At 39.7% G+C, this 13,014-nt stretch carries 16 protein-coding genes; 15 read left to right on the top strand and 1 reads right to left on the bottom strand.

Annotated features, from left to right (window positions below; translation table 11 throughout):
• Positions 1 to 160 precede the first annotated feature (160 nt).
• The 3 genes from B1K71_RS11200 (at position 161) to B1K71_RS11190 (ending at position 4,248) form a co-directional block, all read left to right on the top strand.
• Complete coding sequence (locus tag B1K71_RS11200; protein ID WP_077330198.1) at positions 161 to 2,725, top strand: vitamin B12-dependent ribonucleotide reductase; 2,565 nt, start codon at positions 161 to 163, stop codon at positions 2,723 to 2,725.
• A 133-nt stretch (positions 2,726 to 2,858) separates the two neighbouring features.
• Entirely contained in the window at positions 2,859 to 3,278 is a 420-nt protein-coding gene (gene mntR / locus B1K71_RS11195) for a transcriptional regulator MntR (protein ID WP_077326930.1), read from the top strand.
• An 82-nt stretch (positions 3,279 to 3,360) separates the two neighbouring features.
• The gene (locus B1K71_RS11190) at positions 3,361 to 4,248 is read left to right on the top strand and encodes a patatin-like phospholipase family protein (RefSeq protein WP_077326928.1); all 888 of its coding nucleotides are present in this window, start codon (positions 3,361 to 3,363) and stop codon (positions 4,246 to 4,248) included.
• Between the two features lie 44 nt (positions 4,249 to 4,292).
• On the opposite strand, the gene B1K71_RS11185 is transcribed toward B1K71_RS11190, so the two are convergent.
• Positions 4,293 to 4,664, bottom strand: a complete 372-nt coding sequence (locus B1K71_RS11185; RefSeq protein ID WP_077326926.1) for an SA1362 family protein — start codon at positions 4,662 to 4,664, stop codon at positions 4,293 to 4,295.
• A gap of 260 nt (positions 4,665 to 4,924) precedes the next feature.
• Here B1K71_RS11185 and B1K71_RS11180 point away from each other — a divergent pair, with 260 nt between their 5' ends.
• The 12 genes from B1K71_RS11180 (at position 4,925) to B1K71_RS11125 (ending at position 12,848) form a co-directional block, all read left to right on the top strand.
• Positions 4,925 to 5,437 (top strand): YqhR family membrane protein, encoded by a 513-nt coding sequence (locus B1K71_RS11180; RefSeq protein ID WP_077326924.1) that lies wholly within the window; start codon positions 4,925 to 4,927, stop codon positions 5,435 to 5,437.
• 80 nt (positions 5,438 to 5,517) lie between these two features.
• Entirely contained in the window at positions 5,518 to 5,958 is a 441-nt protein-coding gene (gene aroQ / locus B1K71_RS11175; RefSeq protein ID WP_077326921.1) for a type II 3-dehydroquinate dehydratase, read from the top strand.
• Positions 5,959 to 5,962: 4 nt separating this feature from the next.
• On the top strand, positions 5,963 to 7,024 hold the full coding sequence (locus B1K71_RS11170; protein ID WP_077326919.1) for a M24 family metallopeptidase: 1,062 nt from the start codon (positions 5,963 to 5,965) through the stop codon (positions 7,022 to 7,024).
• 18 nt (positions 7,025 to 7,042) lie between these two features.
• Positions 7,043 to 7,600 carry an elongation factor P gene (gene efp, locus B1K71_RS11165; RefSeq protein WP_077326917.1) on the top strand — a complete coding sequence of 186 codons (558 nt, stop codon included), beginning with the start codon at positions 7,043 to 7,045 and terminating at the stop codon, positions 7,598 to 7,600.
• A gap of 149 nt (positions 7,601 to 7,749) precedes the next feature.
• Positions 7,750 to 8,673, top strand: a complete 924-nt coding sequence (gene spoIIIAA / locus B1K71_RS11160) for a stage III sporulation protein AA (protein ID WP_077326915.1) — start codon at positions 7,750 to 7,752, stop codon at positions 8,671 to 8,673.
• A complete protein-coding gene (gene spoIIIAB / locus B1K71_RS11155) occupies positions 8,673 to 9,185 on the top strand; it encodes a stage III sporulation protein SpoIIIAB (RefSeq protein WP_077326913.1) in 513 nt (170 codons plus the stop codon). Before spoIIIAA ends, spoIIIAB begins: the two co-directional genes overlap by 1 nt.
• Before the next feature lie 15 nt (positions 9,186 to 9,200).
• On the top strand, positions 9,201 to 9,407 hold the full coding sequence (spoIIIAC, locus tag B1K71_RS11150) for a stage III sporulation protein AC (protein ID WP_077326911.1): 207 nt from the start codon (positions 9,201 to 9,203) through the stop codon (positions 9,405 to 9,407).
• A 5-nt stretch (positions 9,408 to 9,412) separates the two neighbouring features.
• Positions 9,413 to 9,805 (top strand): stage III sporulation protein AD, encoded by a 393-nt coding sequence (spoIIIAD, locus tag B1K71_RS11145; RefSeq protein WP_077326909.1) that lies wholly within the window; start codon positions 9,413 to 9,415, stop codon positions 9,803 to 9,805.
• Between the two features lie 31 nt (positions 9,806 to 9,836).
• Positions 9,837 to 11,012 carry a stage III sporulation protein AE gene (spoIIIAE, locus tag B1K71_RS11140; RefSeq protein WP_077326907.1) on the top strand — a complete coding sequence of 392 codons (1,176 nt, stop codon included), beginning with the start codon at positions 9,837 to 9,839 and terminating at the stop codon, positions 11,010 to 11,012.
• A gap of 10 nt (positions 11,013 to 11,022) precedes the next feature.
• A complete protein-coding gene (spoIIIAF, locus tag B1K71_RS11135; protein ID WP_077326905.1) occupies positions 11,023 to 11,649 on the top strand; it encodes a stage III sporulation protein AF in 627 nt (208 codons plus the stop codon).
• Positions 11,646 to 12,278, top strand: coding sequence for a stage III sporulation protein AG (gene spoIIIAG, locus B1K71_RS11130; protein WP_245799248.1), 633 nt, complete (start codon positions 11,646 to 11,648; stop codon positions 12,276 to 12,278). The genes spoIIIAF and spoIIIAG overlap by 4 nt, the downstream gene beginning before the upstream one ends.
• Before the next feature lie 12 nt (positions 12,279 to 12,290).
• Complete coding sequence (locus tag B1K71_RS11125; RefSeq protein ID WP_077326901.1) at positions 12,291 to 12,848, top strand: SpoIIIAH-like family protein; 558 nt, start codon at positions 12,291 to 12,293, stop codon at positions 12,846 to 12,848.
• Positions 12,849 to 13,014 lie beyond the last annotated feature (166 nt).

Genomic DNA, 13,014 nt, shown 5'->3' with positions numbered 1-13,014 from the left:
CATTTTAACGTAAATTCGATCGAATTCCCATATATAGTACTCGATAAAAAATGTAAGCACAATATATTGTTTTTATGAAGTGGTTTATGATATGTTAATAGCAACAATAGATTTATCAGCTTACATACTGTTTATGAATCTCGATAAAGGGGCGATGGAAATGTCGATTGCTGTAGAAAAAAGCCGAAAAATTAATTTACAGGAACTGAATGAGGATGTCAAGTTATTCCCTCAGGTTCATCCCGTTACAGAAGATATGAAACTGACGCATAAAGGCGTGTCCAGATTGGTCATGCTGGATCGATATGCGTTTAAAGATACCGAAAAGAAAACATTAAAAGAAGGCGACTTTGTCGTACTGACAGTAAAAGCCGATCCTAAATTTCCTGCACGGGGATTAGGATATGTCAAATCAGTTAATTGGTCAACTAAAGAGGCTGAAATTAACGTGGATCCGGAATTTTTATCGGTTCTGGACAACAAGGAAGAAGCCTCAACTGGTATTGTGAAACGTTCCCTGGATGTTATTGATAAGCCACTGGAAGTATTTTATGAGCAGATTGCCAAACGAAATGCAACAGGATTGGCAAATGTTGAAACAACGGAAGAAAAACAAAAAGAGTGGTTTGACAAATTTTATGATGAATTAGGCGGCATGAATTTCATTCCAGCTGGCCGAGTGTTATATGGAGCCGGTGCTGACACGGAAGTAACGTATTTTAATTGCTATGTAATGCCATTCATTCGGGATTCCCGTGAAGGCATTTCAGACCACCGCAAACAAGTAATGGAAATCATGTCTCGTGGCGGCGGTGTAGGTACGAATGGCTCAACATTGAGACCAAGGAATACGTTAGCCAGAGGTGTCAATGGAAAATCATCTGGATCAGTATCATGGCTTGATGATATTGCAAAACTGACCCATCTTGTTGAACAGGGTGGATCAAGACGCGGTGCGCAGATGATTATGCTTGTTGATTCACATCCGGATATTATGGAATTTATTATTTCCAAAATGCAAAATCCAAGAATTCTTCGTTTCTTAATTGAGAATACGGAAGATGAGCAGATAAAACGTCTTGCGCAGGAAAAGCTGAAATTCACCCCGCTTACTGAAACGGAGGCTGATTTGTACCAGGGTATTTTAAACTACCGTTCGATGCCTGGACAAGGCGGTTTTACGAAAGATGCATTTGAAGAGGCGGAACAAAAGCTGCTTACTGGCGGCACTTATACTGTTCATAATCCTGAATTTCTGACAGGTGCGAACATCTCGGTTTGCATAACAAAAGATTTGATGGAAGCAATCGAAAATGATGAAATGTATGAATTACGTTTCCCTGATGTTGAAAATTACACTCCAGAGGAAATGGCTGTGTATAATGAGAAATGGCACGAAATTGGAGATGTTCGGAAATGGGAAGAAATGGGATATGGCGTTCGTGTCTACCGGAGAGTTAAAGCACGCGAACTTTGGAATCTGATTAATATCTGTGCAACCTATTCTGCTGAACCAGGAATTTTCTATATCGATAACGCAAACGATATGACGAATGCCAAGGCTTACGGGGACCAGGTTGTTGCCACAAATCCTTGCGGGGAACAGCCGCTTGCTCCATATTCAGTATGTAATCTTGCAGCAGTAAACTTAGCTGAAATGGCTGATAAAGAAACAGGGCAGGTGAAATTTGAAAAGCTGGAGCAAACTGTAAAAACCGGCGTTCGCATGCAAGATAATGTTATTGATGCAACACCTTATTTCCTAGAAGAAAATAAAAAGCAGGCACTTGGGGAACGCAGGGTTGGCCTTGGTGTTATGGGACTGCATGATCTTCTGATCTATTGTGAGACAGAATATGGATCTTCAGAAGGAAACGAGCTTGTTGATAAAATTTTTGAAACGATTGCGACAACCGCCTACCGTGAATCAATTCAGCTGGCCAAAGAAAAGGGAAGCTTTCCATTTTTAATTGGTTCAACAGATGAAGAGACTAAAACACTGCGGGAGGCATTTATTAACACAGGGTATATGAAAAAGATGCCTGAAGATATCAGGGAAGCTATTTTGCAATACGGTATTCGTAATTCACACCTGCTGACAGTGGCACCGACCGGATCAACCGGGACAATGGTTGGTGTATCAACCGGACTTGAACCTTATTTCTCATTTTCATATTACAGAAGTGGTCGGCTCGGCAAATTTATTGAAGTAAAGGCAGATATTGTGGAAGAATATTTGAAGCGGCATCCGGAACAAGATGCGGATCATCTGCCTAAATTCTTCGTGACAGCAATGGATCTCGCACCGGAGGCTCACGCTGATACACAATGTGTCATCCAGCGTTGGGTGGACAGTTCCATATCCAAAACAGTAAATGCACCTAAAGGATACACGGTTGACCAGGTTGAGAAGGTTTACCGCAGGCTGTACAACGGCGGAGCTAAAGGCGGTACAGTCTATGTTGATGGAAGCCGTGATACACAGGTTCTGACATTGAAAGCTGAAGAAAATTCCTTTGGCGAACAAACAGAATTGTTCGATGAAGATACAGAGAAACCGAAAGTAGTTTTGATGGATACCATTCAGGAACTCGATAAAACAAACGTTACCATTGGATCGGAAGTTGGTGACACGTGTCCAGTGTGCCGAAAAGGCAGTGTGGAAGATATCGGCGGATGCAATACATGTACAAGTTGCGGCGCACAGCTTAAATGTGGCTTATAATAATGGAAAGGAGAGTGGATAACTTGTCCGCTCTCCTTTTTGAGTTGCCTAAAATTTGATATTCTTGTATGCTTTTTATTAGGAAACATTGTTGCACATGCTAAAAAATTATTCATTGAAATGAGCTGATCCAATGCCAACACCAAGTATGGAGGATTATATTGAACAAATATACAATCTGATTGAATCCAAGGGGTATGCCCGTGTCTCCGATATTGCTGAAGCCCTGGAGGTACACCCTTCATCTGTAACAAAGATGGTTCAAAAACTGGACAAAGACGAATACTTAAATTATGAAAAGTACAGAGGCTTTATTCTGACTTCGAAAGGGAAGAAAATTGGCGAGCGACTTGTTTTCCGACATGAATTACTCGAAGACTTTTTGGAGATTATCGGAGTGGATGATGATAAAATCTACGAGGATGTGGAAGGAATTGAACATCACTTAAGCTGGACCTCCATTGATCGAATTGGTGATCTTGTCCAATATTTAAGGGATAATGAACAACGTATTGTTGATTTGCGTAATGTTCAGATGAATAAAGATAAATAGTTCAAGCTATTCTATATTTCATGGGTTCTAAACCAGCTGCTGCTTTCTTAAAATGGTAGAAAGTACATCTGGGAGGTAACACATGAAAATTGATGGGGTTTTTTCCGGTGGAGGCGTGAAAGCTTATGCACTTATAGGTGCCCTGCAAAGTTTTCATGAACATGAATTGGTATTTGAACGGGTCGCTGGAACTTCTGCGGGAGCCATATTGGCCGCGCTGATAGCTGCTGAATATCATACTGATGAAATCGGTGAACTCATACAGGATTTGGACATCCAAAAGCTTTTGGATCCCCCTAAACTGAGTTCAATTATACCGATATCGAAATGGTTTTTTCTGTATTTTCGGATGGGATTGTATAAAGGTGACAAATTGGAGAAATGGCTGCACCGTCATCTGGCAATTAAAAACATTTACACCTTTAAAGATTTGAAATATGACAGCCTGAAAGTCGTAGTGAGTGATATATCCCTTGGGAAACTTGTTATTATTCCCGATGATCTGGAGCGGATTTACGGTATGAATCCGGCCTATTTTCCGGTTTCAAAAGCTGTCCGGATGAGCGCTGGATATCCTTACTTTTTTGTCCCTAAACAATTACCTGGGAAATCGAAACGTAAAAGCCTTATCGTGGATGGAGGATTGCTTAGTAATTTCCCATTATGGATATTCGAAAATGAACGGAAGGAAAAAATTCGTCCAGTACTCGGTGTAAAACTAAGTGCATATCCGGAACAGCAGAAACCGAGAAAGATCAAGAATGCGCTTGATATGTTTCACGCGTTATTTTCGACCATGCTGCAGGCACATGATACACGTTATATTTCCACATCACAGCGGAATAATATTTTATTTATACCCGTCGGTCATGTTGCTGCAATGAATTTTAATCTTGATGAGGAGAAAAAGGAAAAGTTAATTCAGATCGGAAACGAAAGGGCAACACAATTTTTGAAAAACTGGCCGTGAAAAATATAGCGGAAGTTCCATGACATATAAAAAAACCAAGCTAGTCAGAAAGTAGCTCGGTCTTTTCGTTTTGATTTATTGCCGTCAATAACCCGAAGATGGGAAGCACGTTTGTGTTTCCTTTTTTTCGTTTGTAGGGGTTTTGAACGTTTGGCATCATTCTTTGGTTTTTTATTTTTGGGAGCATATTTTGCCTTGGACTGTTTTACCGCCTTTTTAAATTTCCTGGAGTCGCTTGAAGGAGTACGTTTTCTGATTAAAAGGAAATATACAAGTGCGGATAATGCTGCACCAAAGACAAGCATCAGTAATAATGTTGTAAGAAAGGATACTGTGTTTGTGAATAGCTGTGAAACCACTCCTATTACAGCAAGACCAATGACTGTATAAACAACGATGGAAAATTTATTTTGCATCAGTACATCCTCCTTTCTATAGTTTTACCCTTTATTATTCTATATACCACGTATTTCCCATTTTATAGCATAATCAAAAAAATACGTAACACATTTCTCCTTTATATTATATGCAGTAGTATTATTATTTCCCGAAAATTGATTACTAAACACAATATTTTCCTTACCTTTATTTTACTAGAAAATTCCGTGTAAAACTAGTTTAAAAAGTCCTGAGTTGAATTACCTCAGTTGGTAATAATACAACTGAGGTGATTAAAATGAAACTTGATAAAGAATTAAGTCAAAATAAACAGGAAGAACCAATGTCTGTAACAACAAGATCGCTTGTCACCGGTTTTACAGGCGGAATAATCTGGAGTGCATTGGGATTAATCATGTACTTTTTCAGTTTTTCAGAGGTCGCTCCGAGAAGTTATGTGCTGCGTTCCTGGATTACAGCTGAATGGACAAGCAGCTGGCTTGGAAATATTCTGTCCATTATCATCATCGGACTGCTGTCTTTGGTCAGCGCGTTTATTTACTTTGGTTTGTTTCGAAAGGTTAATACTTTATGGATGGGTGTAACTTACGGTTTAATTCTATGGGTTATCATTTTTTATATTTTGCAGCCGGTTTTTCCAAATGTTCCGGATATCGAAAATTTAAACAGTAATACCATTGTTTCAACGATATGTCTGTTTATACTGTATGGAACATTCATCGGTTATTCCATTTCATACGATTACGCTGATAATAATTCTCCAAAGGAAAAAAACGAAGAGGAAACTTGAAATTCGTACGATTATTCAAACACGTTTGTTTATGATAAACTATAAAAGTCCAATATTATAAAAGGGAATGGAAGAGGGCTATGAAACGTCTTTTGTTATTGAACGGTCCGAACATTAATATGCTGGGGAAAAGAGAAAATGACATTTATGGTGAATTCACCTTGCAGGATGTTGAAGAAAACCTGACCAATTTATTGAATGAACACGGTTATGAACTGGACAGCCAGCAGTCCAATCACGAGGGGAGCCTGGTCGATTTCCTTCAACAGGCAAATGGAAAATATGAAGGCATTATTTTTAATCCTGCGGCGTACACACATACCAGTATTGCGTTACGTGATTGTATTAAGGCAATGGAAACACCGGTGATTGAGGTGCATATATCAAATGTGCACAATAGGGAAGCATTTCGCCATCAATCCATGCTGGCACCCGTTTGTTATGGTCAGATCGTTGGGTTTGGATTGTTGAGTTATCGATTGGCTGCACACGCATTTTTAGAAAAAAATGGAGAGGAATGATGTTGTGAGTAAAATTGAAAAACTTCGCAAAGCACTTGGGGAAAACGATTTAGATGCCATTCTGATTACAAGTCCATATAACAGGAGGTACATAACCAATTTCACTGGAACAGCAGGAGTGGCAATTGTTAGTATGCATGATGCACGATTTGTCACGGATTTCAGATACATAGAACAGGCAGCCGAACAAGCTGCTGATTTTAAAATTATTGAGCACAAACAGCCGATTCATCAAGTTATTAATGAACAGTTAAAGGATATGAATGTTAATCGGGTTGGATTCGAAAAAGATCATGTCACATTCACGGCTTATGAATTGTATGAAAAAACGATGGATGCTGAATTAATTCCGGTAAGCGGGCTTGTTGAGGAATTACGCCTTAATAAAACAGCCGATGAACTGGAAATTTTAAAGAAGGCAGCTAAAATAGCGGATGATACATTTGCTCATATCCAAAACTATATTAAGCCAGGGGCAAAAGAAATTGATATTTCGAATGAACTGGAATTTTACATGCGGAAACAAGGAGCGGTATCGTCAAGTTTTGATACGATTGTTGCATCCGGATATCGCGGTGCATTGCCACATGGCGTTGCTTCCGATAAAGAAGTCCAATCAGGTGAACTGGTAACGTTGGATTTTGGTGCGTATTACAAAGGATATTGTTCCGATATTACCCGGACGATTGCCGTCGGAGAAATTAATGATGAGTTACGGAAAATCTACCATATTGTTCAGGAAGCACAGCAACGTGGTGTAAAAGGTCTGAAACCTGGAATAAGTGGAATGGAAGCTGATGCCTTAACAAGGGATTATATTACGGAACAGGGGTATGGCGAGTACTTTGGTCATTCTACTGGGCACGGTGTCGGGCTGGAAGTGCACGAAGGTCCGGGGCTGTCATTCAAATCGGAGAAAAAACTGGAACCCGGTATGGTCGTAACAGTTGAACCCGGGATTTATGTGCCAAATGTTGGAGGATGCAGGATTGAGGATGATGTTGTCATTACTGAAACAGGCTATGAAAAATTGACATTTGCACCGGAAGAATTAATTACACTATAGCATTGAGGAGGATGTCGCATGATATCGGTAAATGATTTTAAAACAGGTCTGACGATTGAAGTTGACAATGAAATTTGGCAAGTGCTTGATTTTCAGCATGTTAAACCCGGAAAAGGTGCTGCGTTTGTTCGTTCCAAGCTTCGTAATTTGCGAAACGGGAATATACAGGAAAAGACGTTCCGTGGCGGTGAGAAGGTCAATACAGCACATATTGAAAATAACAAAATGCAATATTTATATGCCTCTGGCGACACACATGCATTTATGGATACGAATACGTATGAGCAGTTGGAACTTCAGACAAATCAAATTGAAGATCAGCTGAATTATATGAAAGAAAACATGGAAGTATCTGTTGTTACGTATGAAGGGGAAGTCCTTGGTGTTCAATTACCGAAAAATGTTGAGTTAACTGTTACGGAAACCGAGCCAGGCGTTAAAGGAGATACAGCAAGTGGCGGCTCGAAACCAGCCACAATGGAAACCGGATTGATTGTGCAGGTTCCATTCTTTATTAATCAAGGTGATGTGTTGGTTATCAGCACATCTGATGGAAAATATGTTTCACGGGCATAAACGAATCGTATTAACGGGTGAGCAGTCCAAAGGGGCTGCTCTTTTTTTGTATCAAATTTAAAAGAGATACTGACTTATGACAAGCAGTCATAATTAGATAGGACAAACATACATTTATAAAAAATGCTCTTTCCAGGTGAGGTAGTTTTATGGAAGAAATTTTGCAGTTATTTCCGGAATCTATCAGAAAAATGATAGATAACCAAACATTACATCGTCGTCATCTTCTGCAGGAAATTCGTGTCCGTATGTTTCATCCGATTGAACTCATCTTTGATGGACATGCCGTGTGGCTTGATAAAACCGTTCCGGATAGAAGGGACACGATGCATATTTTGAATCGAATAAGTGAGTTCTCGCTTTACCGTATGGAAGATGAATTGCGCGAAGGTTACGTCACGATTGAAGGGGGGCATCGTATCGGTCTGGCAGGAAAAGTCAATACCGTAAATGGTTCTGTTAAAGCTATCCAGCATATCGCTTTTTTTAATATTCGAATTGCCAAGCAGCGGATTGGCTGTGCCAGTAAATTAATGCCATATCTTCATCAGAAAAGCTATTTTAACACCCTTATTGCAGGCCCGCCCCAATCCGGAAAAACAACCCTTATTCGTGATGTGGTCCGTTTGATTTCATCTGGGTGGGGTCATACAGCTGCACAAAAAGTTGGTATTGTTGATGAACGATCTGAAATAGCAGGATCTAAAAAAGGGGTACCACAACATGATGTTGGCAGGCGGACAGACGTAATGGATGCATGTCCGAAAGCAGAGGGGATGATGATGATGATCCGTTCGATGTCCCCGGAAATTCTGGCAGTCGACGAAATCGGCAGTAAAGCGGATGTAAATGCACTGATGGAAGCTATCAATACGGGGGTAACCATTATTTGCACAATTCATGGCAAGGATCTTCAGGAATTAAAGCAAAGACCATCATTGCAAGTGTTGTTTCAAGCAAATATTTTTCAGCGAATTGTTTTTATGGACAGGCATCAAAAGCCCGGGAACATCCGACGAATTTGTACACAGAATGGAGAGACTATCCCAATGAAAACCGGGGTGTTTAAATAATGAAATGGATTGGTGCATTGATTTTTATTGCCGCAACTACATGGGCAGGTTTCCAAATCAGCAAGAGGCTAAACGAAAGACCGAAACAGATCCGTCAAATGAAGAGTGCGTTGCAAATATTAGAGGCAGAGATCTTGTATAGTCAGCTTTCACTCAAAGATGCTTTCCAGACAATTGCGAGGCAAGTTCCGGGACCGGTTGGCAATTTTTTTGATCAATCCGGTGCGTCGCTGGAGGGAAAAAATCCGGATTTGCATAGTGATTGGAATTATTGTCTGAATGAACTTTTATATGTTTCTTCTTTAGGCGGGAATGAGGGAGAAATATTGAAACAATTCGGCCAAACGCTTGGGCAGCACGACTTTGATCAGCAGCAGAAGTATATTCAGCTTACGATTAAGCATTTGGACCGGGAATTGGAAGAGGCGAGGGAAAACCAACACAGATATAGTAAAATGGCAAAAAGTTTGGGACTGTTATGTGGCTTGTTTATCGTTATATTGCTCATTTAGGAAAGGGGAACATCCATGGCTATTGATGCGACTATATTATTTCAAATTGCAGGGATTGGAATTATTGTGGCATTGATTCATACCATTCTGAAGCAGATGGGAAAAGAGGAAATCGCCCAATTTGCCACACTGGTTGGATTTATTATTGTCATGGTAATCGTCATTAATGAGCTTTCCGACCTGTTTCAGCAAATAAAATCGGTTTTCCTTTTTCAGGGGTAGCATATATGGAAATTATTCAAATTGTCATACTCGGTGTCATCGCCAGTATTTTATATATTATTTTGAAGGATGTAAATAAGGCATTTGCGTTTTTTCTTATCCTCATTACCGGGATCATCATACTTTTGGCAATTTTACGGGAGATCACAGTTATATTCCAATTAGTCCAATCACTTGGCGACAAGGCAAATGTGAATGGAATGTACATGACAACGATTTTAAAAATAATCGGGATTGCTTACATTGCAGAACTTGGAGCAAGTTTAACGAAGGATGCCGGACTGACTTCAGTTGCAACCAAAATTGAACTTGCTGGAAAGATATTCATTCTCCTGCTTGCTGTGCCAATAATAACGGCTGTGATTGAAGCAATAATCAGTTTCATTCCTTCAGCCTGAATCGTTTTACCGAAAGGAGAGATTCTTGTGGATGATACGAAATAAAAAGATATTCATTACCCTGTTCACATTGATCATGCTCTTTTCGGGACAGCAATCGGCTGATGCCAGTCCGGAGACTCAGCAACCGGAGAAAAAAATGATGGACCAAATTTCACTTGATGGTATTCAGACATATTGGCAAAAACTTGGCAACCGCTACGATGGATATCTCCCTGTACTTAAGAAGACAAGTCTTTACGATTTTATAAAAGACAATGGTTCATTTTCCGTAAAAAATACATTAAAAGGGCTGATAGAATATCTGTTTCATGAACTGATTGTAAATGGGAAGCTGCTCGGTCTCTTATTGATGCTTGCATTGTTTTCCACTGTACTTCAAACCATGCATACAGCGTTTGAGCAAGGTACTGTCAGTAAAATTGCATATTATGTTGTCTATATTGTGTTAATATTTCTTGCATTAAACAGCTTTTTTATGGCGGTATCCTATGCAAAAGATGCAGTTGATACGATGAGTGGATTCATGATTGCGCTGTTGCCGCTCATGCTGGCACTTATGGCGACGTTGGGTAATGTCGTCACCGTTTCATTTTTTCACCCGATTATCGTATTTCTGATTCATTCGAGTGGTGTGCTCGTGTCGAAATTCATTTTGCCATTATTGTTTCTATCAGCATTATTACTGATTGTCAGCAGTCTAAATAAAAATTATAAAGTGTCTCATCTGGCGAATTTATTTAAAACCGTCGGGATGGGCACATTGGGTGTTTTTTTAACGATTTTCCTTGGGGTCATGTCTGTGCAGGGAGCATCAAGTGCAATCCAGGATGGCGTCGCAATGAAAACGACGAAGTTTATTACTGGTAATTTTATTCCAGTTGTAGGAAGGACCTTTACAGATGCCGCTGATACCATTTTAAGTGCGTCCCTCTTATTGAAAAATGCTGTCGGTATCGTTGGTGTTATTATCATCGTGTTTATCGCGATTTTTCCTGCATTAAAAATTCTCGCAATTGCCATCACGTATAAACTAGCTGCTGCAGTTCTGCAGCCCGTTGGTGATGGTCCGTTAATTACCAGTCTGAACACAATCAGTAAATATATGTTGTATATTCTTGCCTGTTTACTGACCGTAACGTTAATGTTCTTTTTGGCAATTGTCATTATAGTTGCGGCCGGGAATATCACTTTGCTCCTTCGCTAGGGGGAATTGGATGGAAGTATTGATTGATTGGGTCAGTAAAATCATTATCTTTTTGCTGTTGGCATCGATTATTGACTTATTGATTCCGGCAACGTCCATGAAAAAATACATTAAACTCGTTGTCGGACTGATTTTAATCCTGATTTTATTGAAACCTGTTTTTTATCTGTTTGATGTTAATATCCAACAAGCTGTCACAGCAGCATTTGAACAACTTGATAAAGAAAACAGAACGGAAAATCAAGTGAAAATTGAGATGAAAAAGCAAAAAAATGAAATACAAGCCTCACAACATGCATATGTATTAAAACAGATGACCTCAGAACTCAAAAAGCTGGCTGAAGATCCGTTACAACAAAAATACCAGGCCGACATTTCAGACATCTCCTATGAATTTACAACGGGAAGCAACCCGAGTTATCAAAATCTTCAAGATGTAACTGTCTACTTAGAAAAAACAGACGAAGAAACAACTTCAGTGAACACAGTAGAACATGTCACGATCAACACGGACAAGCCAGCTACCAGCGAGGACGAAAATGAGTTGGAAGAGATTACATCGCTGCTCTATGAAATATGGGAGATTCCTGAGGATAAGCTTAATCTCACGGTTCAATGGGAGGGAGGTTCACTTTGAAAGAGAAACTAATAAACTTTTTCAAATCCAGGAAGACGGGACAGTCGGACAAGCTGCCCGGAAGAAGCGGATATATTATTATAATCGGATTAATCGGGTTGCTGCTGATTTTAATCGGAAATGCTTTCTCCTCAGAGCCGGAAGGAGAACAGACTATTGGAAATTCTCCTCAACCGATGGAGAAGCCCGCAAAGGAAGCGTTTTCCGACAAGTCGGACAAGTCCACAAATGTTGATGAAATTGAGACAAATTATGAAAAGGAACTGACAGAAATGCTTAATAAGATCAATGGTGTCTCAAATGCGGAAGTGATGGTCAATCTCAATTCAACGAAAGTAAAGGTATATGAGAAGAACTTAATCAGCGGACAGCAAACGACAGAGGAAACCGATAAGAAAGGCGGCACGAGAGAGATTGAGGATAGTTCAAAAGAGACACAAGTTGTCCTGGTAAGGCAAGGGGATAAGGAGGTGCCACTGCTCGTTCAAACAAAAAAGCCGGAAGTAAGGGGGGTATTTATTGTTGCGGAAGGGGTAGATCATGCAACAGTAAAAAAATGGGTCATAGATGCTGTTTCCCGGGTACTTGATGTTCCAACACATAGAGTTTCTGTAATGCCAAAAAATTAGGAGGATGTAATAATGTTAAAAAAACAAACGGTATGGCTGTTAACCATGTTGAGTCTTATGATTGTATTGAGTGTCTACTATGTAACATCACCAAGCGGCGGAGACTTTGCTTATGTAAATGATGGCACTGACAATGCCAGTGAAACCGAAAAAGCTTCAACTGAAAAAGCCAAAAAAGATGATGCAAAGGTAAATGAAATCTCCAATTTAGGAGAGGATCAATTGTTTACAACGATGCGCATGGAAATTCAAAATGAACGAAGCAAGGTGAAAGACAGATTAGATGATGTGGTAGCATCAAGCGGCGCCACTATTCAGGAAAAAAATAAAGCACGCAATAAGATGAATCAGCTGGACGAGTACACAAGCAAGGAAGCAATTCTTGAAAAATCAATTATTTCATCGGAAGATTATAAAGACGTTTTGGTTCGATATGATGAAGATAAAGTTCATGTCCATGTGAAAGCAGATAAACTGTCTAAAACAGAAGTAGTAAATATCATGCAGATGGTTTATGACGAATTCGGAAATATCGATGTCAGCGTTGACAGACAACCTGTTGAAAGCTAAATTTTACAAGATACCTAAACCGGACTGTTGATATGTCCGGTTTCTTCATTTATGGCACTCCTTAGGAGAGGAATAGAAACGGTCCTGGGTACCAGGTATTATGAAAATTATTCGCATAATCCGGGTAACACTGATATAATAATTTCGTGGAAACGTTTTACGCGTC

The sequence above is a fragment of the Virgibacillus siamensis genome (assembly GCF_900162695.1).
Taxonomy (GTDB): domain Bacteria; phylum Bacillota; class Bacilli; order Bacillales; family Amphibacillaceae; genus Lentibacillus; species Lentibacillus siamensis_A.
This window is presented reverse-complemented; position numbering and strand designations above follow the sequence as displayed.